We start from the raw sequence: 24120 nt of genomic DNA on the forward strand, positions 1-24120 counted from the left end.
CCTTGTCGCCGGTTGTGCACTATTTGGCGTCACCGTAACACTCCACAGAGTGAACGCTCATAGGAAAACGTACCGGCGAAGGGCCGAAGACCAACCGGCCGGCGCCGGCGGCGCACTCGCTGATCATCTCGGCCACGGCCGGGGCGTGCTCGCGCGGCGTGTGCACGAGCACCTCGTCGTGCTGGAAGAACACCAGCTGCGGGCCGTCCAGCGCGCGCAGCCGCTGCCGGAGCAGCGCCAGCAGCACCTCGGCCCATTCGGCGGCGGTGGCCTGGATGACGAAGTTGCGAGTGAAGCGGCCCCGGGCCCGCGCCACCTGGCCCGAGCGGCGGTTGCTGTCGTCGGAGGCGTCGGCCTCGGCGTCCCCGGCGATCGCGCTCTGCCAGCGCTCCGAGGGCGGCGGGCAGGTGCGGCCGAGCTGGGAGCGGACCAGGCGGCCGCGCTCGCCCTCGCGGGCGGCGTCGTCCAGCAGCGCGGTGGCCTTGGGGAAACGGCGGCGCATCAGGGCCAGCGGTTCGGCCGCGCCGCCGCCGGTCTGCCCGTACATGGCGCCGAGCAGCCCGAGCTTGGCCTGGTCGCGGGAGCCCTCGAAGACGCCGGCCAGGGCCGCGTACATGTCATCGCTCTGCGTCGCCTCGGCCATGCCCGGATCCTGCGCCATCGCGGCCAGGATGCGCGGCTCCAGCTGCGCGGCGTCGGCGGCCACGAACACCCAGCCGGGGTCGGCGATGACCGCTTTGCGCAGCCGCCGCGCGATCTGCAGCGCACCGCCGCCGCGCGCCGCCCAGCGTCCGGTGACGACGCCGCCGACGGAGTACTCCGGCCGGAAACGGCCGTCCACGACCCAGGTGTCGCGCCAGGTCCAGCCGTTGAACGAGTACAGCCGCGAGAGCTCTTTGTACTTCAGCAGCAACGGGATCGCCGGGTGGTCGATCTCCTTGAGCTCCCAGCGGCGCAGCGAGGGAAGTCTCACCCCGGCTTCAGAGAAGGCCTTGGTCACCTGCGGTGCGGAGTCCGGATTCAGGGCCCGGACGCCGAGCGCCTCGGCGAGCCGGGCCGCAGCGGCGACCATCTCCCGCGGCGGCGAGCCGTCCAGCGGACGCGGGCCCAGGACCTCCTCCAAAATCGTGCTGTGCACGTCGACGCGCCAGGGCAGGCCGTGGTGGGCCATTTCGGCGGCGGCCAGTGAGGCCGCGGATTCGGCGGCCACCAGGAGCCGGAACGCGCCGGGATTCGCGGTGGCCGAGATCCGGCGGAGCTGGTCGGCGTAGACCTCGCGGACCGCGCGCAGCGGATCGACGTCGGAGGACAGGCCGGAGCGGTCCGGTTCGAACAGCGCGGGCTGCGTCGTCGGGCTGTCGGCCGGGGCGGCCATGGTGCCCTCGGCACGGTCCTCCGGGACCGGCAGGCCGTGCAGGCGGGCCCAGGCCGCACCCAGGGAGCGCGGCTCGCCACAGTGGCCCTCGTAGGCCAGCAGCAGGGCTTCAGTGAGGGCGAGGTCGTGGCAGCGGTCGATGCGCACGCCGCGGCGCAGCAGGGCCGGGGCGAGGTCGGCGCTGGCCGGCCAGATCCAGCGCGGATGGCCGGGCTCGTCCGGGGACGAGGCCGCTTCCAACGCCCCGACCTCGGCTTCCAGGTCGGCGACGGCGCGCGCCGGCCCGGCCGCGCCGCCGGTGTCGGTGATCGCTTGAACGAAGCCTCGATCCCTGAAACCCTCGGGGTCGTAGGTCGCGGCGATCTGCATCCGATCATTGTCTGCGACAGCACTGACAACAAACGACACTGACAACGACGACACTGACCAGCCCGATAAGGACGCAACATGACCAAGACCGCCGTCGTCACCGGAGCCAGCAGCGGCATCGGCGCCGCCACCGCGCGCCAGCTGGCCGCCGAGGGGTTCCGGGTGGTTCTCGTGGCCCGCCGTAAGGAGCGGGTGGAGGCGCTGGCCGCGGACATCGCGGAAATCGGGGGCACGGCCGAGGCGGTGGCGCTGGACGTGACCGATGTCGAGGCCGTCAAGGCGTTCGCGGCCGGGCTGGAGTCCTGTGACGTTCTGGTGAACAACGCCGGAGGTGCGATCGGCACGGACCCGGTGTCGGCGGCGGATCCCGGCGACTGGCGCGCGATGTTCGAGACCAACGTCCTGGGCGCCCTGAACTTCACGCAGGCGCTGCTGCCGAAGCTGATCGCCTCCGGCGCCGGGACCGTGGTGATGCTCACCTCGACCGCCGCGCACGTCGCCTACGAGGGCGGCGCGGGCTACGCGGCGTCCAAGCACGCGATGCACGCCATGACCGCGACGCTGCGCCTGGAGGTCTTCGACCAGCCGGTGCGCATCATCGAGATCGCGCCGGGCATGGTGATGACCGACGAGTTCTCCCTCAAGCGGTTCGGCGGCGACGCGGACAAGGCCGCCTCGGTCTACGCCGGCGTCCCGGGCCCGCTGGTCGCCGAGGACGTCGCGGACTGCATCGTGTGGTCGGTGACGCGGCCGCCGCACGTGAACGTGGACCTGATGGTGGTGCGGCCGCGGGCGCAGGCGGCGCAGCACAAGGTGCATCGGATCACGGGGTAGCGGCCGCCACCTCCTGCTGCACGGCCGGGGTCGCGACGGCGTCCCCGGCGTCCCCGGCCTCCCCCTTGCGCAGCGTCGACAGGATCAGGCCGATCAACACCAGCGGCGCCCCGACGATGATGCCGGCCTTGATGGTCTCGCCGAGGAACAGCACCCCGCCGGCCACCGCCACCGCCGGGTTCACAAACGTGATCATCGAGGACTTGGCCGGCCCGACCTCGCCGATCAGCGCGAAGAACAGCAGGAACGCCGCGGCGGTGCAGACCAGGCCGAGGGCGGCCACCGCGGCCAGGGAGTTGGCCTTCGGCAGGTGGGTGGGGTGGCTGAACGCGGCGATCGGCAGATACAGCAGCGCCACGCCGGTCAGCGAGAGCGTGATGGTCGCCAGCGTCGGGACGCCGACCAGCTTGCGGTCGGCGATGATCGGGGCGATGGCGTAGCCGACCGCCACGGCGATCACCTCCAGCATCCGGCCCACCTGCACCTGGCCGATGTTCAGCCCGACGATCGCCACGACGCCGGCCATCCCGATGAACAGCCCGGCCAGCCGGGTCCCGGACACCGCCGAGCGGTCCCCGAGGCGCCACATGATCAGTGCGACGAAGAACGGCACCGCCGCGATCAGCAGCCCGGCCAGCGAGGAGGTCATGTGCTGCTCGGCATCGCCCAGCAGCAGCCAGGGCCCGGCGATCTCCAGCGCCGCGAACGCCGCGATGTAGCGCCACTGCTTCAGCGCCGGCCGCACCATCCCGCGCTTCCAGGCCACCGGCAGCAGCACCGCCGCGCCGATCGCGGTCCGCGCGAACACGATGAACGGCGCCGGCATCCCCTCCAGCGCGACTTTGATCAGCAGATACGGGATGCCCCAAATGACCGACATGGCCGCGAACAGCAGCCATCCCCGTTTCGACACGCGAGCCCCCTCAAGGCGACGAGTTCGATTGACACCGACCAGCCGGCCTGCCGACGAAACCCCCGGTCGCGGCCGGTCCGGCCTTCCCCGGTAACAGCCGCGGGGCGCCTGAGCATATTCCATGGGCGCTTTCCAGGAAATGAGGCCTCTGCCAAAGTGGACACCCTGCACGGAGCAACGGACCGATCACGTGGAGGCCGACTTATGCCCACCCCGAGACGCACGCCGAAACGCACGCCGAGACGCAGACCCGTCACAGCCGTCGCCGCCCTGGCCACGGCGGTGGCCCTGACCGGCACCCTGACCGCGGCGCGCGCCGCCCCCGCCGCCACCTCCGGCTCGGGCCTGGCCCAGCCGCCGCGCGACCCGGTGGCCACCGGCTACGGCGGCGCGGTGGCCAGCGTCAGCCCGTACGCCACGCAGGCCGGGCTGGACGTGCTCAAGCACGGTGGCAACGCCGTGGACGCGGCCGTGGCCACGGCGGCGGCGCTGGGCGTCGTCGAGCCGTACTCGGCCGGTATCGGCGGCGGCGGCTTCTTCGTGTACTACAACGCCCGCACGCACAAGGTCTCCACGATCGACGGCCGCGAGTCGGGCCCGGCGGCGATGAACACCAACTGGTTCATCGACCCGGCGACCGGCAAGCCGCTGTCGTTCGCCGACGCCGTGAACTCCGGCCTGTCGGTCGGCGTCCCGGGCACGTTGAAGACCTGGACGACGGCGCTGAACGACTGGGGCACCATCTCGTTGAAGAAGGCGCTGCAGGGCGGCATCGACGTCGCCTCCAAGGGTTTCGTCGTCGACCCGACGTTCAACTCCTTCACCGCGATGAACCAGGCCCGGTTCTCGCAGATCGCCCCGACGGCGAAGCTGTTCCTGCCGAACGGCGCGCCGCCGCCGGTGGGCTCGGTGTTCAAGAACCCTGACTTGGCGAACACCTACAAGCTGCTGGCCAAGGACGGCCCCGGCCTGTTCTACGGCGGCGAGTTGGGCCAGGAGGTCGCCGACACCTCCCAGCACCCGCCGACGATCCCGAACCCGACGATGAACTTCCGGCCCGGGCAGCTCACTGCCGCCGACATCGCCGGCTACACCGCCCCGGTGCAGGCGCCGACGCACGTGTCCTACAAGGGCCTGGACGTCTACTCGATCGCGCCGCCGTCCTCCGGCGGGACCACGGTCGGGGAGGCTCTCAACATCCTGTCGAACTTCGACCTGGACGCCGACAACCAGGTGCAGGCGCTGCACCTGTATGACGAGGCCTCGAAGATCGCCTTCGCCGACCGCAACCGCTGGGTCGGGGACGCGAACTTCTCCGACGTGCCGACCAAGCAGCTGACCTCGAAGGCCTACGGCAAGGACCGGGCCTGCCTGATCAGCCCGACCAGCACGCTGGCCGCGCCGGTCGCGCCCGGGAACCCGTTCGCGCCGGACGGCGGGACGCAGTGCCCGTCCACCGCGCCGACCGGGACCTCGTACACCGACACCGAGGGCATGTCCACGACGCACCTGGTGACCGCGGACAAGTGGGGCGACGTCGTGTCCTACACCCTGACCATCGAGCAGACCGGCGGTTCGGCGATGACCGTGCCGGGCCGGGGCTTCCTGCTGAACAACGAGATGACGGACTTCGACTTCACGCCGCTGTTCCCGGGCACGCCGGACCCGAACCTGCCTGCGGCGCTCAAGCGGCCGCGCTCGGCGATGTCGCCGACCATCGTCCTGAAGGACGGCAGGCCGTTCATCGCGGTCGGCTCCCCGGGCGGGGCGACGATCATCACCACGGTGCTGCAGATCCTGGTCAACCGGCTGGACCTGGGCATGAACCTGGAGCAGGCGATCGCCGCGCCGCGCGCCTCGCAGCGCAACGCTTCCACGACCTTCGCCGAGCCGGCGTTCCTGAACCTGCCGGAGATCCCGGGTCTGGAGGCGTTGGGTGAGACGTTCACGCTCGCGCCGCCTTCGGGGACGCCGACGCCGGAGATCGGTGCGGCGACCGGGCTGGAGTTCCTGCCGAGCGGCGCGGTCGAGGCCGCGGCGGAGCCGGCACGGCGTGGCGGCGGTGCGGCGGCGGTCGTGCACCCGGTGAGGTAGGGGCCTTAGTAGGACCGGTAGGTAGACAGGAGCGCTGTATCCCTTACTAGCGCTCGAATCCTCGATTCCTGGAGTCTGGAATCCAGGATCTCAGGGCTGGACCGGGGCTCTCGGCAGTCTCCGGTCCAGCCAGACGAACGCGGCGCCGAGGACCAGGAACAACACGGCGACCATCGCCACGTTCAGCGTCACTCGGGCGTAGCCGTGCGTGGTCACGTCGATGAACGGATAGGGATACCAGTTCACGACGTGGCCACGGATCAGCGTGAACGCCACCCAGGCCAGCGGGTACACCGTCGCCCAGCCCAGAGTGACCCACGCCAGCCGTGGACGCGGGCCGAACAACAGCCAGCCGGCGACCATCAGAATCGGCGTGAGGATGTGCAGTCCGATGTCGGCTACGTTGCTCCACCCGCCCAGATGCACCTGCGGCCGCAGCACGATGACGTCGACCAGGCAGGTCACGGTGATGCACAGCAGGGCGTCCAGCAGCGCCACCCGCCAGAAGGCGCCGTCCCGGTCGGGCACCAGGACCAGCGCCACTGCCGCCGCCAGCACGATCAGGTTGCTCTGGATCGTGAAGTAGCAGAAGAAGTTGCCGATCCGCGTGCCGACGGTGAACGGCGACACCTGTGTGTTCTTGTTCGCGGCGGACAGGTAGAACTGGAGCACCAGTGACGCCGCGCACACCAGCAGGGTGAACAGGTGCCAGGCCCGGGCGCGCTCGATGGTCATGCATTGACGATATCGGCCCAGGTGGCGCCGGGATCTGAACCCGGCGTGGACTCGTGTCGTCTCACGGACTGGACCGGTAAGCCCCGAAAGGGCCATGCACCTATAGTCATTTACATGATCGCCAACGAGACGTCCCGCATGCCCGCCGCCATCATGGCGTCGCGGATGATGCGCTGCTGCGTCTCTTGTCGAATGTGTAGCTGCTGAGTCCGTACGACTCCCTGTCTCCACAGGTTTTAGCAGTTCCCCCTTGTAAGCCTTAGCGGCGCGCCATTGTCGCGCGCCCGCCGCCGCGTGTCGCGGCCCATTGGAAAGCATCATGATTGAAATAAAAAACCTGACAAAGGTTTACCCTGCCCGCGATCGGCCGGTGACCGCCCTGGACGGCGTGGACCTGAGCGTCGCGGCCGGCGAGGTCTACGGCGTCGTCGGCCAGTCCGGAGCCGGCAAGAGCACGCTGATCCGCTGCGTGAACCTGCTGGAGCGCCCCACCTCCGGCACGGTCACCGTGGCCGGGCGCGAGCTGACCGCGCTGTCCGGGCGACAGCTGCGCGCCGAGCGCCGCCGCATCGGCATGGTGTTCCAGCACTTCAACCTGCTCTCCAGCCGCACCGCGCGGGAGAACGTCGAGCTGCCGCTGGAGATCGAGGGCCGGCTGACCCGCCGCGAGCGCCGGGCGAAGGCCGACGAACTGCTGGACGTGGTGGGCCTGGCCGATCGCGCCGGCGCCCATCCGGCGCAGCTGTCCGGCGGGCAGAAGCAGCGGGTCGGGATCGCGCGGGCGCTGGCCGCCGAGCCGCACGTGCTGCTCTCCGACGAGGCCACCTCGGCGCTGGACCCGGAGACCACCCGCAGTGTGCTGAAGCTGCTCAAGGAGGTCAACGAGCGGCTCGGCGTCACGGTGCTGCTGATCACGCACGAGATGGAGGTCGTCAAGGCGGTGTGCGACAGCGCGGCCCTGATGCGCGAGGGCCGGATCGCCGAGTCCGGGACCATCGCGGAGCTGCTGACGCGGGAGCACTCGGAGCTGGCGCGGGAGCTGTTCCAGCTGGGGCCGGCGCCGGAGGCGTCGGGGCAGCCCGACACCACGGTGCTGGACGTCACCTTCCACGGCGACTCCACCGCGCAGCCGCTGGTCTCGCAGCTGGCGCGGACGTACTCGGTCGACGTCACGATTCTGGGCGCGGCGATCGAGACGGTGAACGGGCAGACCGTCGGGCGGATGCGGATCGGGCTGCCGGGGCGGTTCGAGGAGAACGTCGTGCCGATCGGGTTCCTGCGCGAGCGGGGGCTGAACGTGGAGGTAGTCGCGGCGGACGTCGCGGCCGGCGGCACCGGGCACTCCCTTGAGGAGGTCGCGTCGTGAGCTGGTCGGACATGCAGCCGCTGCTGTGGCAGGCGACCCTGGAGACGGTGCAGATGGTCGGCTGGTCGGCGCTGTTCACGGTGCTGATCGGGCTGCCGATCGGGCTGCTGCTGGTGCTCACCGACCGCGGCGGCCTGCTGGCGAACACGCCGGCGAACAAGGCGCTGGGGACCGTGGTGAACGTGGGGCGCTCGCTGCCGTTCATCATCCTGCTGATTGCCATCACGCCGTTCACGCGCGGGATCGTCGGGACCACCATCGGCGTGGACGCCGCGATCGTGCCGCTGGCCGTCGGCGCCGTGCCGTTCTTCGCGCGGCTGGTGGAGACCGCGGTGCGGGAGGTCGACAGGGGCCTGATCGAGGCCTCGGCCGCGATGGGCGCCTCGCATCTGACCACGGTCCGCAAAGTCCTGCTCCCGGAGTCGCTGCCGGCGCTGGTCAGCGGGCTGACGACGACCGTGATCGCGCTGGTCGGCTACTCGGCGATGGCCGGTGCGATCGGCGGCGGGGGCCTGGGGGACCTGGCCATCCGCTACGGCTACCAGCGCTTCGAGAACGGCCTCATGATCGCCACGGTCGTGCTGCTGATCGTCCTCGTCCAGATCGTCCAGTGGCTCGGCGACTTCGCCGCCAAGCGGCTGGCCCACCGGTAACCCGGCCACTCCCCCTTCAGTACACGGAAGAAAGAAGACCTTGTTCATGCGCAACAAGAAGCTCGCCGCGTCCCTGCTCGCCCTCTCGGGCGTCCTGGCCGTGGGTCTGACCGCCTGCTCGTCCTCGAAGTCGGCCTCGAAGGCCGCCGCAGCCGGCGGCGTCGACTCGATCACCGTCGCGGCCTCCCCGATCCCGCACGCGCAGATCCTGGACTACATCCGCGACAACCTGGCGGCCAAGGCCGGGCTGAAGCTGACGGTGAAGGAGTTCACCGACTACGTCCAGCCGAACCTGGCCACCCAGGACGGCGAGGTCGGAGCGAACTACTTCCAGCACCAGCCCTACCTCGACGACTTCAACAAGAGCAAGGGCACCGACCTGGTCCCGGTCGTCGGCGTCCACCTGGAACCGCTGGGCCTGTACTCGCACAAGGTGAAGTCCCTGGACCAGCTCAAGGACGGCGCCACCGTCGCGGTCCCGAACGACGCCACCAACGAGGGCCGGGCGCTGAAGCTGCTGGCCGACAACAACCTGATCACCCTCAAGCCCGGCGCCGGCGCCACCGCCACGGAGAAGGACGTCGCGAGCAACCCCAAGCACCTGAAGTTCAAGCCGCTGGAGGCCGCCGAGCTCCCCCGCGCCCTCGACGACGTGGACGCCGCGGTGATCAACGGCAACTACGCGCTCCAGGCGAAGCTGACCCCGAGCAAGGACGCGCTGGCGCTGGAGAAGACGGCCGGGAACCCCTACGTCAACATCCTGGTGGTGAAGAAGGGGCACGAGAACGACCCGGCGGTGAAGAAGCTGGCCACGCTGCTGACCTCGGACCAGGTGAAGCAGTACATCGAGAAGACGTTCAACGGGTCGGTGATACCGGCGAGCTGAGTTCTCGCGCTCTGATGCTTCCGGCCCGGCCGCAGTCACGTTCCCGGGCCGGAGACCTGGGGCTCACGGCCGATCGCTTCTGGAGACGGGGGCGGTCGGCCGTGGGCTTTCCCAGCTGACCAGATCACTGGCCAACTCAGCTTCTGGCGACCATCGCGACGCCCAGCGTGATCATCGTGACCGCGATGATGCCGTCCAGCACGCGCCAGGCCTTGGGCCTGGCAAGGACATTTCCCAGGCGTCTGGCCCCGAATCCGAGCCCTGAGAACCACAGGACGCTGCCGGTGACGGCGCCGAGGGCGAAGTACCAGTGCATGCTGCCGTAGCTGTTGCCGACGGTGCCCAGGAGCAGGACGGTGTCGAGGTAGACGTGGGGGTTGAGCCAGGTCAGGGCCAGGCAGGTCAGGACGGCTGTGCGGAGGGACTTCTCGCCTGTGCCCTCGGCGGCGAGGTGGTCCTGCTGCCGCCAGGCGCGGCGGGCGGCGAGCAGGCCGTAGGTCACCAGGAACGCGGCGCCGATCCAGGCGATGGCGGTCACCACTGTCGGCATCGAGCGGACGAGGGCGCCCAGGCCGCCGATGCCGGCCGCGATCAGGGCCGCGTCGGAGGCGGCGCAGATCGCGACGATCGGGGTGACGTGCTCGCGGCGGATGCCCTGGCGCAGGACGTAGGCGTTCTGCGCGCCGATCGCGACGATCAGGGACAGGCCGGTGCCGAGGCCGGCCGCAGCGGCCGCGAGAGGGGTGGTCATGAGGACGATGCTAGGAAGGTGTGTGATCCTCAGGCCAGCTAACCTTTCTTGGGTATCATTAGAGATCATGATGACGGATCTGCCGCTGGACCACGTGCGGACCCTCCTCGTCGCGGTGGACGCCGGGACGTTCGAGGCGGCGGCGCGGATCCTGCACGTCACGCCGTCCGCGGTCAGCCAGCGGATCAAGGCGTTGGAGCAGCGGACGGGCCGGGTGCTTCTGGTGCGGTCCAAGCCGCTGCGGCCGACCGAGTCCGGCGTCGCGGTGGTGCGGTTCGCGCGGCAGTTGGCGTGGCTGGAGGACAGCGCGCGTGCGGAGTTGGGGCTCACCGGGGCCTCGGGCTCCGGTGGCGGCGACAATGGCGACGGCTCCGGCGGTCCGGGACGCGGCGTGCCGGTCCAGTCGCTGTCGATCGCGGTCAACTCCGACTCACTGAGCACGTGGTTTCCCGAGGTGACGGCACGCTTCAGCGCCAACGCGGCGGTCTGCTTCGACCTCCACCGCGAGGACCAGGACTACACCGACGAACTGCTCCGGGCCGGGCTGGTGATGGCGGCCGTCTCCTCGTCGCCGAAGCCGGTGCAGGGGTGCGTGGTGCGGCCGTTGGCGCGGATGCGGTACCGCGCCGTGGCCACGCACGGGTTCGTCCGCCGATGGCTGCCGGACGGGGTCGGCGCGACCGACCTGGCCGCGGCGCTCTCCGTCGCGCCGGTCATCATCTTCAACCGCAAGGACGACCTGCAGGACGGCTTCCTGCGCGGCATCGGAGTCGCCGCCAGCGGACCGCGCCACTACCTGCCGGCGACCGACGCCTACCTGTACGCGGTGGAGTCCGGGTTCGGATGGGGGCTGATCCCGGACGTGCAGGCGAGGCAGTTCGGGCAGGTGGAGTTGGTGGAGCTGGCGCCGGAGCGGCCGGTCGACGTGCCGTTGTACTGGCAGCAGTGGAAGCTCGCGCCGGCGTTGTTGAGCGAGGTCGGGGAGGTGGCGGCGGAGGTCGCGGCGCGGCGGTTGGGGTAGGCGGCCGAAATCAAATCCCGAACCGCGCAGCCAACCCGTCCAGCATCGCCTCAAGCCCCAACTCGAACTCCCCCACCGCGTCCACCGGCGCCAGCCCGTCGGTCACCAGCTTCGCGAACAGCGGATACCGTCCGCTGCGCAGCAGCCACTGCATGTTCGAGCGCAGCAGAAGCCTGACATCCCCGTCCGCGCCGTACCCGCGCCGCTCCAGCATCGTCCGCTGGTTCACCTCGCCGTCGGCGGCGCCGCGCGCGTAGGAATCCAGGGCCCTGATGAGCTGCATCTTCTGGTCCCCGGTCAGCGGCAACGGCTCCAGGGCGGCGAGCATGCGCTCCAACGCCAGGTTGCGGTTGGGCGTCAGGCTGGTCGGGACCTGCGCCTGAGCCGCAGGAAGCCAGGGGTGCGCGAGCGCGGTCTCGCGGCGGCGGCGGGCGGCCTCGCGGAACACCGCGCGCCAGTCGTTCGGGTCGGCGACGAGTTCGGACGCGGTGCCCACCGCGTCCGTCATCAGCTCCAGCAGTTCGTCCTTGCTGTTCACGTAACGGTAAAGGGCCATCGTCGCCACGCCGAGGCTCTCGGCCAGCTTGCGCATCGACACGGCGTCCAGCCCCTCGGCGTCGGCCAGGGCGATCGCGGCCTCGGCGATGCGCTCGTGGCTGAGGGTCGTGCGGGCACCTCGGGGGGCGTCGATGCGCTCCCAGATCGTCGGCGTGTTCTGGACGTCAGGTGCCGCAGAGTCCGCCGCCGGGCCGCACTCGCTCTTGGTCTTCGCCATGCCAGAAGCCTCCCATGGGCTCGCCGAACGCGGGCTCGCGCTCTCGCCTTGTGTACATCGTACGCACCGTTGTACGGTGTACGCACCGGAGCGTACACCGTACACATCCGCAGCACGCCATCCACTCCCCAGGGGGATCACCATGACCGCCGCCACCGCCACGGCCAGCACCGACGAAACAACCGCCACGCCGGCCACAGCCCCCGACCCCCTCCGCGTCGCCGTCATCATCGGCAGCACCCGCACCGGCCGCTTCGCCCCGACCGTCGCCGACTGGTTCGTCACCCGCGCCGCCGAGAGCCACCCCGGCCTCGACCTCGACGTCGTCGACCTCGCCGAAGCGGACCTCCCGCTGACCATGACCGACTTCGGGCAGCCGCGCCCCGAACGCGTCGCGGCCCTGGCTCCGCGTCTGGCCGGCGCCGACGCCTTCGTCATCGTCACGCCGGAGTACAACCACAGCTTCCCGGCGGCGCTGAAGAGCGCGATCGACTGGTACCACGGCGAATGGAGCCGCAAGCCTGTCGCCTTCGTCTCCTACGGCGGCGTCTCCGGCGGGCTGCGCGCCGTCCAACAGCTGCGGCACGTCTTCATCGAGCTGTCCGCGGTGCCGATCCGCGACACCGTCAGCTTCACCGAGTACTGGAACCAGTTCGCCGAGGACCAGTCCTGGCCGCGTCCCTCCGAAACCCGCGACAACGCCCTGCAGAGCCTGTTGGACCAGCTCACCTGGACCGCCACGACTCTGCGCGCCGGGCGCCGGCAGATCGCCGCCGGCTGAAATCTTGCGCTGGGCGCAAAAAAATAATTGCGCTGAGCGCAAGTTCGGGAGAAGGTAGACCCGTGTCCGCGACCGAGAACCAGAACGAGAACGAGAACGAGAACGACTTCGAAGCGGGCTCTCGCCGCGAACGCAAACGGCTGGAGACCCGCAACTGCATCAGCCAGGCGGCCTTGCAGCTGACGCTGGAGAACAACGGCCTGCAGAACGTCAGCCCCGACGAGATCGCCGAACGCGCCGGGGTCTCCGCGCGCACGTTCCACAACTACTTCCACAGCCGCGAGGCCGCGCTCGGCGCGCTGCCCGGGGACCGGGCCCGACGCGTGGCGCTGGCTTTCAGCGAACGCCCCGCCGACGAGCCCTTCGACGTCGCGCTCGCCGAAGCGGTCGTCGCGGAGTACACCCTCGGGCACGAGCCGGGCAAAGAAAGCGTCCGAAAGCTCCGCGAGATCATGGCCAACGGCAGCTTCAGCAAAGAGGCGCTGCGCACGGTCATGGACGAGGAGGGGGCCCGGCCGCACCTGCTGGAGTCGATGCGCCAGCTCGAAGAGCAGCTGACCCCGGTCATCGCCGAACGACTGGGGCTGGATCCGGCCCAGGACCTGCTGCCGCGGATCGTCGCGGCGGCGGTGAACGGGGCGGTGCGCGTGGCCACGAAATATTGGCTGCACGAGGACGTCCAGGCCCCATACACTGCCCTGCTGCGCCAGGCGGTCCGCACAGCCGCGGCGCTGGCCCAGCAACCCGCGCTCCCGCTGGGGGCCAGTCTACCCGAAAACGAAAACCCCTGATTTCGCATACAGTGCACGCCCGGTCACGCCGACCGCCACCGCTGCCCGGCATGCCGAGCCAGATGGGACGATCTTCATGCTTGTCAAGATCCTGAAACAATACCTGCGACCGTACAGAGGGCCGATCGCGCTGGTCCTGGCCCTGCAGTTCGTACAGACGCTGTGTGCGCTGTATCTGCCCACGCTGAACGCCGACATCATCGACAACGGCGTGGTCAAGGGGGACAACGGATACGTCCTCAAGACCGGTGGCGTGATGCTGTTGTTCTCGCTGCTGCAGATCGCCTGCTCGGCCGGGGCGGTCTACTTCGGGGCCAAGACCGCCACGCTGCTGGGCCGGGACCTGCGGGCCGGCATCTTCGACCGGGTCCAGGCCTTCTCCACCCGCGAGGTCGGCCGCTTCGGCGCGCCCTCGCTGCTCACCCGGACCACGAACGACGTGCTGCAGGTGCAGACCGTGGTCCTGATGACCTTCACCATGGCCGCGGCGGCGCCGGTGATGCTGGTCGGCGGGGTGATCCTGGCGCTGCGCCAGGACGTCCCGCTGTCCGGGCTGCTGGTGGCGATCATTCCGGCGCTGGCCATCGCGATCGGCATCATCATCCGGCGGATGGGCCCGCTGTTCCGGATCGTGCAGGTCCGGATCGACAAGATCAACGGCGTGATGCGCGAGCAGATCACCGGCATCCGGGTCATCCGCGCGTTCGTCAAGGACGAGCACGAGAACGAGCGCTTCGGCCGGGCCAACGACCAACTGCTGGACGTCTCGCTGCGGGTCGGCAAGCTGATGGCGCTGATGTTCCCGATCGTGATGACGATCGTGAACTTCGCCAGCGTCGGCGTGCTGTGGTTCGGCGCGCACCGCATCGACTCCGGCGGCATGCAGATCGGGTCGCTGACGGCGTTCCTGAGCTACCTGATGCAGATCCTGATGAGCGTCATGATGACCACGTTCATGTTCATGATGGTGCCCCGTGCCGCGGTCTGCGCCGACCGCATCGGCGAGGTGCTGGAGACCGAGTCCAGCGTGGTGCCGCCGGCGACCGCCACGGTGCCGCTCACGTCCGGGACGCTGGAGCTGCGGGGAGCGAGCTTCAAGTACCCGGGCGCCGAGGACTGCGTGCTCAACGAGGTGTCGCTGGTCGCCCGCCCCGGTGAGACCACCGCGATCATCGGCTCCACCGGCGCGGGCAAGACCACGCTGCTGAACCTGGTGCCGCGGCTGGCCGACGTCACCGACGGCGCGGTCCTGGTCGACGGGGTGGACGTGCGCCAGCTCGATCCGACGACGCTGACCAAGTCGGTGGCCATCGTGCCGCAGAAGCCGTACCTGTTCACCGGGACCATCGCCTCCAACCTGCGCTACGGCCGCCCCGACGCCTCCGACGAGGAACTGTGGGAAGCCCTGGACACCGCGCAGGCCCGGGACTTCGTCGAGCGGATGCCCGAGAAGCTGAACGCGCCGATCGCGCAGGGCGGGACCAACGTCTCCGGCGGTCAGCGGCAGCGCCTGGCGATCGCCCGCGCGCTGGTGCACAAGCCGGAGATCTTCCTGTTCGACGACTCGTTCTCGGCTCTGGACTACAGCACCGACGCCCGGCTGCGGGCCGCGCTGGTGGACCAGACGCGGGAGTCCACGGTGGTCATCGTCGCGCAGCGCGTGTCCACCATTCGCAACGCGGACCGCATCATCGTCCTGGACCAGGGCGTGGTGGTCGGGTCCGGGACCCACAGCGAGCTGATGGAATCCAACCAGACCTACCGCGAGATCGTGCTCTCGCAGCTCACCGAAGAGGAGGCCGCGGCATGAGCACGGATGACACGGGGAACGGCGGCGCCGGTGGCGAGAACGCCGAGAACACGACCAATGGCGCCGGCGCTGCGAGCACTGGGAATGGTGCGAGCGCCGATCACACCGAGATCGTGAAGGCCGAGCAGAACGGCGGCGGCACAGTGAACGGCGCCGCCAAGAATGGTGCGGCACAGAACGGCTCTGCGCAGAACGGTGCGGCACAAAACGGTGCGGCACAGAACGGCGCAAAGCCGGCCGCTCCCACGTCCGGCGGCCCGGACGCCGAGCGCTTGGAGACCGAGAGCGAAGGCGACGCGCCGCGTCCGCAGCAGGGTGGCGCGCTGCGCGGCCCGGCCGCGCTCATGGCCGGTCCGGCCGCGAAGTCGAAGGACTTCAAGGGCTCCTCGCGCCGGCTGCTGGCCTACCTGCGTCCGGAGCGCACGATCCTGATCGTCTCCATGCTGATGGCCGCGATCGGCGTCGGGATGTCGGTCTGGGGCCCGAAGCTGCTGGGCAGGGCCACGGACCTGATCTTCGCCGGCGTCATCGGCCGCCAGGCCCCGCGGCTGCCGAACGGCCAGTACCCGACGAAGGCCGAGACGGTCCAGCACCTGCGGGACACCGGCCACGGCACGCAGGCCGACCTGGTGAAGTCGATCGACTTCACCCCGGGCCACGGCATCGACTTCACCGAGGTCGGCCACGTGCTGATGCTGCTGCTGGGGCTGTACGTCCTGGTGTTCGTCTGCATGATGATCCAGTCGCGGCTGGTCATCGTGGTGGTGAACCGCGCGATGGCCCGGCTGCGCACCGACATCGAGGCCAAGCTCAGCCGGCTGCCGCTGTCGTACTTCGACAAGCAGCCGCGCGGCGAGGTGCTGTCCCGGGCCACCAACGACGTGGACAACCTGGCGCAGTCGCTACAGCAGTCGCTGGCGCAGGTCGTGATGCAGGTCTTCACGCTGATCGGCGTGACCGCCTTCATGCTGTGGACCTCCTGGCTGCTGGGCCTGATCGCGATCGCCACGGTGCCGCTGTCGGTGTACGTCGCCGGCCGGATCGGCAAGAAGTCCAAGCCGCAGTTCGTCAAGCAGTGGGCGGCCACCGGCCGGCTGAACGCGCACATCGAGGAGATGTACACCGGCCACCAGCTGGTCAAGGCCTTCGGACGGCAGGAAGAGGCGGCGGCGGAGTTCAAGAAGCAGAACGACTCGCTGAACGACGCCAGCTTCAAGGCCCAGTTCATCAGCGGCCTGATCCAGCCGACGATGATGTTCCTGGGCAACGTCACCTACGTACTGGTCGCGGTGGTCGGCGGCCTGCGGGTCTCGGCCGGCGCGCTGTCGCTGGGCAGCGTCCAGGCCTCGATCCAGTACACGCGGCAGTTCATGATGCCGCTGTCCCAGGTCGCGGCGATGGCCAACCTGATGCAGTCCGGCGTGGCCTCGGCCGAGCGCATCTTCCAGATCCTGGACGCTGAGGAGATGTCCCCGGAGCCGGCGCGGCCGGTGGAACTGGAGCGGGTCCAGGGCCGGGTGGAGTTCCGCGACGTGAACTTCAGCTACTCGGCGGACCGGCCGCTGATCGAGGACCTGTCGCTGGCCGTGCAGCCGGGGCAGACCGTGGCCATCGTCGGCCCGACCGGCGCCGGCAAGACCACGCTGGTCAACCTGCTGATGCGCTTCTACGAGGTGGACTCCGGCGCGATCCTGCTGGACGGCGTCGACACCGCGGAGATGTCCCGCGAGTACCTGCGGTCGCAGACCGGCATGGTGCTCCAGGACGCCTGGCTGTTCGGCGGCACCATCGCCGAGAACATCGCCTACGGCACCCGCGACGCCTCGATCGACCGGATCCAGACCGCGGCGGCGGCCACGCACGTGGACCACTTCGTGCGCACCCTGCCCGACGGCTACGACACCGTGATCGACGAGGAGGGCTCGAACCTCTCGGCGGGCGAGAAGCAGCTGATCACGATCGCCCGAGCCTTCCTGGCCGAACCTGCGATCCTGATCCTGGACGAGGCGACGTCCTCGGTCGACACCCGCACCGAGGTCCTCATCCAGCGCGCGATGAACAAGCTGCGCGAGGGACGCACCTCGTTCGTCATCGCGCACCGGCTGTCCACCATCCGCGACGCCGACATGATCCTGGTCATGGAGAACGGCCGGATCGTCGAGACCGGGACGCACACGCAGCTGCTGGATTCCGACGGCGCTTACTCGCGGTTGTACGCGGCGCAGTTCGCGCAGGCTCTGGCCGAGGTCGACTGAGGTCGATGTCGATTGAGGTCGATTGAGGTCGGCTGAGGTCGGCTGAGGTCGATCGAGGTCGGCTGAGACAGGGTTCTGCTTTGACCGGGCCGGCCGACTCCGAGGGGGGAGTCGGCCGGCCCCTTTCGTTTTCCGCAGCCCGCCGAGCCCGCTCGTTTCGCCTACCTCAGCATGTTCCGCCGCTTCGCCCGGCCCCTGAGATCGCGTTGTTAAGCTCCGAAGATGTCTTACGAGCAAGCAGCAGACCGTTATCTGAAGGCCCTGGAGGCCACGCTCGCACCGGACATGCTGCGCGGCGTCTACGTCGTCGGCTCCGCCGCGCTCGGCGGCTGGCGTCCCGGGCGCAGCGACCTGGACGTGCTGGTGGTGCTCGACCGCCCGATGACCGCCTCGGACCTGGCGATGACCGGCGAGATGCACGCCGAGCTGGAGGCCACGCGCGCCGCCGGTCCGCACTGCGACGGCCACTACGTGACACCCGATCTGCTCGGCGCACGCAGCCAGACCAAGGTCCCCGTCGCGGTCGACGGGGTCTTCAAGCCCGAAGGCCACGCCACCGATCCGGTGCTGTGGGCGATCCTGGACCGGCACGGCGTCACGCTGCGCGGGCCGCAAGCCTCGGATCTGATGGTCGCCCCGGATCCGGAATGGCTGCGGGAGTGGAACCGCGGGAATCTGGAGTCCTACTGGCGCACGCACGTCGGGTACCGGAGCCACTTCTCCGAACAGAACCCTGATTCCCTGGTGGACCCGTACCTGCTGGCCTGGGAGGCGACCGGGCCGGGCCGGCTGCACGCGACAATCGCGACCGGCGAGGTGATCTCGAAGGAGGCCGCGGCCGACTACACGGCCGGACTGTTCCCGGGTTACGCCGATCTGTGCGCCAAGGCGAAAGCGTACCGACTCGGTGATGAGACGGTGACATGTACGGCCGCCGAGGTTCTGCGGGTGATCGACCTGGTGGAGGCGGTGTGCAACTCGGCAAAAGAGTGGCCATGAGTCCGTGACTTCCTGGCTACCTGCGAGTAGCTTTACCGACCGGTAACCACGCGCGTGTGACCCTGATCACTCGACCCGCTCGCCCACCGGTCCCCCAGGGAGTCAGTATGCGTAAACGCCGCATCGCCCACGCCATTTCCGCCGCACTCCTGGCCGCGCCGTTCCTGGCGCTGGCCGCCCCGGCCCAGGCCGCCGCCTCGTCCGGGATCAACGACTTCTCATGCCGGCCCAGCGCCGAGCACCCGCGACCCGTGGTGCTGGCGCACGGCACCTTCGGCAACGCCGGCGACAACTGGATCGTCGGCGCGCCGTACATCGCCGCGCGCGGCTTCTGCGTCTTCGAGCTCGACTACGGCCAGCAGCCGGGCATCCCGCTGTTCCACGGCCTGGCCCCGGTCGCGCAGTCGGCGCAGCAACTGGCGGACTACGTCGACCAGGTGCTGGCCGCCACCGGCGCGTCGCAGGTCGACATCGTCGGGCACAGCCAGGGCGGGATGATGCCCCGCTACTACCTGAAGTTCCTCGGCGGCGCCTCCAAGGTCCACACGCTGGTGGGCCTGGCGCCCTCCAACCACGGGACCGACCTCGACGGCATCGAGACGCTGGCCGCCAAGTACTTCCCCGGGGCCGTCGGCCTGGTCGGGACGGCTTGCCCGGCGTGCAGTGACCAGATCGTCGGCTCGCCGCTGATGCAGCAGCTGAACGCCGGCGGCGACACCGTGCCCGGCGTGCAGTACACGGTGATCTCGACGCGGTACGACGAGGTCGTGACGCCGTGGCAGTCGCAGGCGCTGAACGGGCCGAACGTGCACAACGTCCTGCTGCAGGACCTGTGTGCCGCCGACCTGTCGGAGCACGTCGCCATCGGGACCACTGACAAGATCGCGCTGCATGAGGCGGTCGATGCGCTGGATCCGGCGAGCGCTACGCCGACCACGTGCCTGTCAGCGTTCTCATAGGTTCATCGGCTCGCCCTTCTGGTCGATCCGGCTTCGGGTGCGGAGCCGGGGCTGGGGCGGTGCCGCGTCTGGTTGGTGCGGTGCCGCCCGCGGTGCGGGTTGCGGTGAGGCCTTTTGGGGCAGCCTCCAGGGCCGGACCCTGGCGCCTGGGGGTGGCGCCGGGGTCCGGCTGTTGGGTTGTGGTGCGGTGCCCGCCCCTTGCGGGGGCCTGCTCGATGCGGGGCGATCCCCCACTGTGCCTCCGACTTGGCCGAAGTCGAAGGCTCTTTATCGCCTCGCTTCGAGCAGTCGACGACGCGAGGTCATCGAGGGCGTTGGGCGGCCGGCCCCGGGGCGGGCGCGGCGAGCTCTGTCCGCGCACGACCGGTGACGACCGTCGGCCCTGGGGCCACCGGGTAGACCTGGCGTTGGGTGGTGGCCTTTGGACTGTCTCAATAGTGCGTGAAGACCACATATCGGACATCGGGTGAATGGCGTAGATCGTGCTGCGCATATCAGCCGAGGCTGAATGGGTGACCTGCGGCGACGTGAGGCCGCGCTGCCGCAGCGTAGTGGTGCCGCCGCAGCGCGCCGGTCACCGGCCCGCGGGCGTCGCTGGCCGCATCCTCGGCGCCGCGGTGTACACCGTGTCGCTGGCGGCGGTCATCTCCGGCTTCGTCGATCGCTTCGGTGCGCTGATCCTGCGTCGCCGGCTGGCCGGCGACGCGCGAGCGCTTCAGGCCGCCCTGGCGGTTGATCGGCGGCCTGAAGCGCTACGCGCCGCCCGGGAGGGGCGGGCCTACGGCGGCGCCGCCGGAGCCGCGGTCGATGAAGCGGGTGGCTAGGACTACTGAGCGGGCGGAGGCTTCGTCGCCGTCGATGCGGCCGAACAGGAGTTGGGCGGCGGTGCGGCCCAGGGCTGCCGGGTCCTGGCTGACCACGGAGATCGGGGGGTCGAGTTTGTCGGCGAGGAGGAAGTCGTCGAAGCCGACCAGGGCGAAGCGGCGGGAGGCGCCTGCTTCGACCGCGCCTAAGGTGACCAGGTCGTTGCCGCTGAACAGGGCGGTTGGAGGAGTCGGGGCGGTCATCAGTTCGCTGATGGCGGCCGCTGCTTCTGCGACGCCGCGGAGGCCGTGGCGGACCAGGGTTGGGTCCACGTCGAGGCCGGCGGCGCGCATGGCTTGTTCGTAGCCGATGAAGCGTTCGCGCTGGGTCCAGATCTCCTGGCGGTCGCCGAGGTAGGCGATGCGGCTGTGGCCTCGGTCGAGGAGGTGGCGGACGGCGGTGGCGGTGCCGGCTCGGTTGTCCACGGCGACGCAGTCGACGTCCAGGCCGGTGGCGGGGCGGTCGACGCAGACCACCTTCACGCCGCGTGCCATCTGGGCTCGGAAGAAGGGGCGGTTGCCGCCGGTGGGCACCAGGACCAGGCCGTCGACCTGGCGGGCGCTGAACGCTGAGACCACGTCGCGTTCGCGGCGGGGGTCGTCGTTGGTGCTGCCTACCAGGACCAGGAAGCCTCGGCGGTAGGCTTCGTCCTCGACGGAGCGGGCCAGGGCTGAGAAGAAGGGGTTCGCCAGGTCGTCGACCACCAGGCCGATGGTGCGGGAGTCCTGGGCCTTGCGGCGCAGGTTCCGGGCGATGTCGTTACGCTGGTATCCCAGAGCCCTGATCGCCTCCTCGACCCGGGCCGCGGTCTGCGGGGCCACGCCGGCCTCGCCGGCCACCACCCGCGAGACCGTCATCAGCGACACCCCCGCCGCCCGCGCCACGTCCTTCATCGTGGGCCGCGCTGCCATCCGACCTCCTTGTTCGGCTGGTTAACGTTACCATCCGTGTTTCAGTAGTGCGTCCCATTGACAACTCTTCTCAGGGGCCAGACAATCCCCGATGCCTGTGAACGTTCACACGATCACCCGGCTCCTCAGTACCGCCCGTCGGGCAGACGCCACGCGTCGCAGTGCGCAGTCATGCAGTCGTCGTCGAGAGAAGAGACATCGTGACCGGTTCGAACCGCACAGGGCGCAGATCGCGCCTCAGTTCCCTGATACCGGCCGGGGCCCTGGTGGCCGCGGCCGCGCTGGGCACCGTCGGGCTCTCCGCGGGTGCCGCGAACGCCAGCAGCAAGGCCAGTACGCACGCCGCCTTCGTCGCCGATCCGGCCTCCACGGTCAACACGCTGGTGATGACCTCCGGCGGCGGGAACGACTTCCCGGGCGCGGACTCGCCGTTCGGCATGGTCCAGTGGAGTCCGGACTCGGTGAGCGGCCGCAACGCCGGGGGCGGGTACGACCACAGCGACAACCAGACGCGCGGCTTCTCGCTGACGCACATGGCCGGTCCCGGCTGCGGGGCGATGGGCGACATCCCGATTCTGCCGATGACCGGGGCGCTGCCCTCCGGCGACCCGGGCGTCCATGACGACTCGATCGACCACAGCAGCGAGTCGGGCACCGCCGGCTACTACACCGTGAAGACCGGCTCGACCCCGGTGAAGACCGAGCTGACCACCACCGCGCACACCGGCATGGCCCGCTTCACGTTCCCGTCCACCAGCCAGGCCGACGTCCTGCTCAAGCTGCTGGACAGCCAGAACGGCACCACCGCCTCCAGCGCGCAGCTCGTCGGCGGCAACGAGGTCACCGGCTCGGTGACCTCCGGCGGCTTCTGCGGCGAGACGGGCAGCTACACGCTGCACTTCGACATGGTCTTCGACCAGTCGTTCACCTCCGCCTCGCAGATCGTCACCGAATCCGGCCAGCCCGGCCCGAACTCGGTGTTCCTGCAGTTCAACGCCAGTTCCAACCAGGTGGTCCAGGCCAAGGTCGGCGTGTCCTACGTCAGCGCCGCAAACGCTTCCGCGAACCTGGCCGCCGAGAACTCGGGGTTCAACTTCGGCACCGTGCAGACCGCGAACCACAACGCGTGGAACGCCCAGCTGAACAAGATCCAGATAGCCGGCGGCACGTCCACGCAGCAGCAGCTGTTCTACACCTCGCTCTACCACGCGCTGCTGCACCCCAACACGGTGACCGACGTCAACGGCCAGTACATGGGCTTCGACAACGCCGTGCACACCGCGCCGTCCGGGCACCAGCAGTACGACCAGTTCTCCGGCTGGGACGTCTACAAGGGCCAGACGCAGCTGGAGGCGATGGTCGATCCCTCGATCGCCTCGGACGCGGCGCAGTCCCTGGTCAACGACTACGCCCAGGGCGGGACGTTCCCGCAGTGGGGCTTCATGAACTTCTACAACTGGGTCATGGACGGTGACCCGGCCACCGCCGCGATCTCGAACTACTACGCGTTCGGCGGCACCGGCTTCGACACCTCCACCGCGCTGTCGGACATGCTCACCGAGGCCACGACGAACAACAACGTGCGCCGCGGCACCTCCCTGGAGAACACCTACGGCTACCTGCCCTCCGACCTCTACACCGGCTCGCTGGGCTGCTGCAACGTCCGTGACTCGGCCTCCAGCCTGATCGAGTACGACAACGCCGACTTCGCCCTGTCGAAGTTCGCGCTGGCCCAGGGCGACACCGCGAACAGCGTCAAGTTCAACATCCGGGCCAACAACTGGAAGCACATCTTCAACCCGGCCAACGACCTGCTGAACCCGGTGTCGAGCAACGGCACCTTCGACAGCATCACCACCGGCACCACCACCGGGTTCACCGAGTCCACGGCCGCGCAGAACCGCTTCGACGTCGGCTTCGACCAGCCCGCGCTGGCCGCGCTCTACGGCGGCAACAGCGCGATCAACTCCGCGCTGGACTACTACTTCCAGACGTTCAACAGCACCAACTCCGACCAGTCGTTCCTGTCCAACGAGGTGGACCTGGGCACCCCCTGGTTCTACGACTGGACCGGCGAGCCCTCGCACACCCAGTCGGTGGTGAACCGGGTCCTGAACCAGCTGTATCAGGACACTCCCGCCGGCTTCCCGAACAACGACGACCTGGGCACCATGTCCTCGCAGTACGTGTGGGGCGCCCTGGGCATGTACCCGGTGACCCCGGGCAGCGCGGACCTGGCGTTCAACAGCCCGCTGTTCACGCAGGCCGTCGTCCACCTGGACTCGGGCTCGACCATCACCGTCAACGCCCCGGCCGCCTCGGCGAGCAACTACTACGTGCAGTCGCTCAACGTCAACGGCGCGGCGAGCACCCACACCTGGCTCCCGGCCTCGACGTGGAAGGCCGGCGTCACGCTGGACTTCACCCTCGGCTCCTCGGCGTCGTCCTGGGGCACCGCGGCCGGTGACGCGCCGCCGGCCTACGACCAGAGCGGCACCTCGAACACCGGCCCGATCACCTCGGGCATCGCCGGCAAGTGCGCGGACGACAGCAGCCGCAACACCGCCAACGGCACCAAGATCCAGCTGTGGACCTGCAACGGCTCGGTCGCGCAGCAGTTCACCGTCAACTCCAACGGCAGCCTGGGTGTCATGGGCAAGTGCATGGACGTGACCAACGGCGGGACCGCCAACGGCACGCTGATCCAGCTGTATGACTGCAACAACACCGGGTCCCAGGTCTGGCAGCAGACGTCGAACGGCTCGTTGCTGAACCCGCAGTCCGGCAAGTGCTTGGACGACCCGAACAGCAGCACGACCGACGGCACGCAGTTGCAGATCTACACCTGCAACGCCACCAACGCTCAGAAGTGGACTCTCCCGTAGCGGTACACCGCTGCCGGATCACACCGCGATGAGCTGAAGACGATCAGGGGCCTGGTTCACAGCGAACCAGGCCCCTGACGTCTCCCCCCAGGG

The 24120-nt window shown here is 69.6% G+C and carries 20 protein-coding genes; 14 read left to right on the forward strand and 6 right to left on the reverse strand.

Annotation, left to right across the window (positions count from 1 at the left end):
• Positions 1-19 precede the first annotated feature (19 nt).
• Complete coding sequence (locus tag ABH935_RS18140; protein ID WP_370379073.1) at positions 20-1744, reverse strand: bifunctional 3'-5' exonuclease/DNA polymerase; 1725 nt, start codon at positions 1742-1744, stop codon at positions 20-22.
• 78 nt (positions 1745-1822) lie between these two features.
• Here ABH935_RS18140 and ABH935_RS18145 point away from each other — a divergent pair, with 78 nt between their 5' ends.
• The gene (locus ABH935_RS18145; protein ID WP_370379074.1) at positions 1823-2578 is read left to right on the forward strand and encodes an SDR family NAD(P)-dependent oxidoreductase; all 756 of its coding nucleotides are present in this window, start codon (positions 1823-1825) and stop codon (positions 2576-2578) included.
• On the opposite strand, the gene ABH935_RS18150 is transcribed toward ABH935_RS18145, so the two are convergent.
• Positions 2568-3491, reverse strand: a complete 924-nt coding sequence (locus ABH935_RS18150; protein WP_370379075.1) for a DMT family transporter — start codon at positions 3489-3491, stop codon at positions 2568-2570. The two genes, ABH935_RS18145 and ABH935_RS18150, sit on opposite strands and share 11 nt — an antisense overlap.
• Positions 3492-3695: 204 nt before the next feature.
• On the opposite strand from ABH935_RS18150, the gene ggt reads away from it, so the two are divergent.
• The gene (ggt, locus tag ABH935_RS18155; RefSeq protein WP_370379076.1) at positions 3696-5585 is read left to right on the forward strand and encodes a gamma-glutamyltransferase; all 1890 of its coding nucleotides are present in this window, start codon (positions 3696-3698) and stop codon (positions 5583-5585) included.
• A 90-nt stretch (positions 5586-5675) separates the two neighbouring features.
• On the opposite strand, the gene ABH935_RS18160 is transcribed toward ggt, so the two are convergent.
• Positions 5676-6320, reverse strand: a complete 645-nt coding sequence (locus ABH935_RS18160; protein ID WP_370379077.1) for a Pr6Pr family membrane protein — start codon at positions 6318-6320, stop codon at positions 5676-5678.
• Positions 6321-6639: 319 nt separating this feature from the next.
• On the opposite strand from ABH935_RS18160, the gene ABH935_RS18165 reads away from it, so the two are divergent.
• Genes ABH935_RS18165 through ABH935_RS18175 form a run of 3 tightly spaced genes read left to right on the forward strand, consistent with a single transcriptional unit; the run spans position 6640 to position 9225 of the window.
• A complete protein-coding gene (locus ABH935_RS18165) occupies positions 6640-7686 on the forward strand; it encodes a methionine ABC transporter ATP-binding protein (RefSeq protein ID WP_370379078.1) in 1047 nt (348 codons plus the stop codon).
• Positions 7683-8339, forward strand: a complete 657-nt coding sequence (locus ABH935_RS18170; RefSeq protein WP_370379079.1) for a methionine ABC transporter permease — start codon at positions 7683-7685, stop codon at positions 8337-8339. Before ABH935_RS18165 ends, ABH935_RS18170 begins: the two co-directional genes overlap by 4 nt.
• A gap of 46 nt (positions 8340-8385) precedes the next feature.
• Positions 8386-9225 (forward strand): MetQ/NlpA family ABC transporter substrate-binding protein, encoded by an 840-nt coding sequence (locus ABH935_RS18175; protein ID WP_370379080.1) that lies wholly within the window; start codon positions 8386-8388, stop codon positions 9223-9225.
• Positions 9226-9361: 136 nt separating this feature from the next.
• Here ABH935_RS18175 and ABH935_RS18180 read toward each other — a convergent pair whose 3' ends face one another.
• Positions 9362-9976 carry a LysE/ArgO family amino acid transporter gene (locus ABH935_RS18180; protein ID WP_370379081.1) on the reverse strand — a complete coding sequence of 205 codons (615 nt, stop codon included), beginning with the start codon at positions 9974-9976 and terminating at the stop codon, positions 9362-9364.
• A gap of 70 nt (positions 9977-10046) precedes the next feature.
• On the opposite strand from ABH935_RS18180, the gene ABH935_RS18185 reads away from it, so the two are divergent.
• Positions 10047-10997, forward strand: a complete 951-nt coding sequence (locus ABH935_RS18185; protein WP_370379258.1) for a LysR family transcriptional regulator ArgP — start codon at positions 10047-10049, stop codon at positions 10995-10997.
• 10 nt (positions 10998-11007) lie between these two features.
• Here ABH935_RS18185 and ABH935_RS18190 read toward each other — a convergent pair whose 3' ends face one another.
• Entirely contained in the window at positions 11008-11772 is a 765-nt protein-coding gene (locus ABH935_RS18190; RefSeq protein WP_370379082.1) for a TetR/AcrR family transcriptional regulator, read from the reverse strand.
• Between the two features lie 142 nt (positions 11773-11914).
• Here ABH935_RS18190 and ABH935_RS18195 point away from each other — a divergent pair, with 142 nt between their 5' ends.
• The 7 genes from ABH935_RS18195 (at position 11915) to ABH935_RS18225 (ending at position 20191) form a co-directional block, all read left to right on the forward strand.
• Positions 11915-12553 carry an NADPH-dependent FMN reductase gene (locus ABH935_RS18195; RefSeq protein WP_370379083.1) on the forward strand — a complete coding sequence of 213 codons (639 nt, stop codon included), beginning with the start codon at positions 11915-11917 and terminating at the stop codon, positions 12551-12553.
• A gap of 62 nt (positions 12554-12615) precedes the next feature.
• The gene (locus tag ABH935_RS18200; RefSeq protein WP_370379084.1) at positions 12616-13344 is read left to right on the forward strand and encodes a TetR/AcrR family transcriptional regulator; all 729 of its coding nucleotides are present in this window, start codon (positions 12616-12618) and stop codon (positions 13342-13344) included.
• A gap of 76 nt (positions 13345-13420) precedes the next feature.
• The gene (locus ABH935_RS18205) at positions 13421-15154 is read left to right on the forward strand and encodes an ABC transporter ATP-binding protein (RefSeq protein WP_370379085.1); all 1734 of its coding nucleotides are present in this window, start codon (positions 13421-13423) and stop codon (positions 15152-15154) included.
• Positions 15151-17409: an ABC transporter ATP-binding protein gene (locus tag ABH935_RS18210; RefSeq protein ID WP_370379086.1), complete on the forward strand. Its 2259-nt coding sequence runs from the start codon at positions 15151-15153 to the stop codon at positions 17407-17409. Before ABH935_RS18205 ends, ABH935_RS18210 begins: the two co-directional genes overlap by 4 nt.
• Before the next feature lie 222 nt (positions 17410-17631).
• Positions 17632-18408 (forward strand): nucleotidyltransferase domain-containing protein, encoded by a 777-nt coding sequence (locus ABH935_RS18215; protein ID WP_370379087.1) that lies wholly within the window; start codon positions 17632-17634, stop codon positions 18406-18408.
• A 107-nt stretch (positions 18409-18515) separates the two neighbouring features.
• The gene (locus ABH935_RS18220) at positions 18516-19367 is read left to right on the forward strand and encodes an esterase/lipase family protein (RefSeq protein WP_370379088.1); all 852 of its coding nucleotides are present in this window, start codon (positions 18516-18518) and stop codon (positions 19365-19367) included.
• Between the two features lie 482 nt (positions 19368-19849).
• Positions 19850-20191, forward strand: a complete 342-nt coding sequence (locus tag ABH935_RS18225) for a hypothetical protein (RefSeq protein WP_370379089.1) — start codon at positions 19850-19852, stop codon at positions 20189-20191.
• On the opposite strand, the gene ABH935_RS18230 is transcribed toward ABH935_RS18225, so the two are convergent.
• Entirely contained in the window at positions 20120-21142 is a 1023-nt protein-coding gene (locus tag ABH935_RS18230) for a LacI family DNA-binding transcriptional regulator (protein ID WP_370379090.1), read from the reverse strand. The two genes, ABH935_RS18225 and ABH935_RS18230, sit on opposite strands and share 72 nt — an antisense overlap.
• Before the next feature lie 200 nt (positions 21143-21342).
• Between ABH935_RS18230 and ABH935_RS18235 the strand changes: the two genes are divergently transcribed.
• Positions 21343-24027 (forward strand): GH92 family glycosyl hydrolase, encoded by a 2685-nt coding sequence (locus tag ABH935_RS18235; RefSeq protein ID WP_370379091.1) that lies wholly within the window; start codon positions 21343-21345, stop codon positions 24025-24027.
• The last annotated feature ends 93 nt before the right edge of the window (positions 24028-24120 follow it).

Origin of the sequence: Catenulispora sp. GAS73, from assembly GCF_041262085.1 — a bacterium.
In the GTDB taxonomy this organism is placed as follows: domain Bacteria; phylum Actinomycetota; class Actinomycetes; order Streptomycetales; family Catenulisporaceae; genus Catenulispora.

Coding starts and splice junctions, on each gene's coding strand:
- ABH935_RS18140 (WP_370379073.1), bottom strand. CDS start 1,744: ATGCAGATCGCCGCGACCTACGACCCCGAGGGTTTCAGGGATCGAGGC.
- ABH935_RS18145 (WP_370379074.1), top strand. CDS start 1,823: ATGACCAAGACCGCCGTCGTCACCGGAGCCAGCAGCGGCATCGGCGCC.
- ggt (WP_370379076.1), top strand. CDS start 3,696: ATGCCCACCCCGAGACGCACGCCGAAACGCACGCCGAGACGCAGACCC.
- ABH935_RS18160 (WP_370379077.1), bottom strand. CDS start 6,320: ATGACCATCGAGCGCGCCCGGGCCTGGCACCTGTTCACCCTGCTGGTG.
- ABH935_RS18165 (WP_370379078.1), top strand. CDS start 6,640: ATGATTGAAATAAAAAACCTGACAAAGGTTTACCCTGCCCGCGATCGG.
- ABH935_RS18175 (WP_370379080.1), top strand. CDS start 8,386: ATGCGCAACAAGAAGCTCGCCGCGTCCCTGCTCGCCCTCTCGGGCGTC.
- ABH935_RS18180 (WP_370379081.1), bottom strand. CDS start 9,976: ATGACCACCCCTCTCGCGGCCGCTGCGGCCGGCCTCGGCACCGGCCTG.
- ABH935_RS18185 (WP_370379258.1), top strand. CDS start 10,047: ATGACGGATCTGCCGCTGGACCACGTGCGGACCCTCCTCGTCGCGGTG.
- ABH935_RS18190 (WP_370379082.1), bottom strand. CDS start 11,772: ATGGCGAAGACCAAGAGCGAGTGCGGCCCGGCGGCGGACTCTGCGGCA.
- ABH935_RS18195 (WP_370379083.1), top strand. CDS start 11,915: ATGACCGCCGCCACCGCCACGGCCAGCACCGACGAAACAACCGCCACG.
- ABH935_RS18205 (WP_370379085.1), top strand. CDS start 13,421: ATGCTTGTCAAGATCCTGAAACAATACCTGCGACCGTACAGAGGGCCG.
- ABH935_RS18210 (WP_370379086.1), top strand. CDS start 15,151: ATGAGCACGGATGACACGGGGAACGGCGGCGCCGGTGGCGAGAACGCC.
- ABH935_RS18215 (WP_370379087.1), top strand. CDS start 17,632: ATGTCTTACGAGCAAGCAGCAGACCGTTATCTGAAGGCCCTGGAGGCC.
- ABH935_RS18220 (WP_370379088.1), top strand. CDS start 18,516: ATGCGTAAACGCCGCATCGCCCACGCCATTTCCGCCGCACTCCTGGCC.
- ABH935_RS18230 (WP_370379090.1), bottom strand. CDS start 21,142: ATGGCAGCGCGGCCCACGATGAAGGACGTGGCGCGGGCGGCGGGGGTG.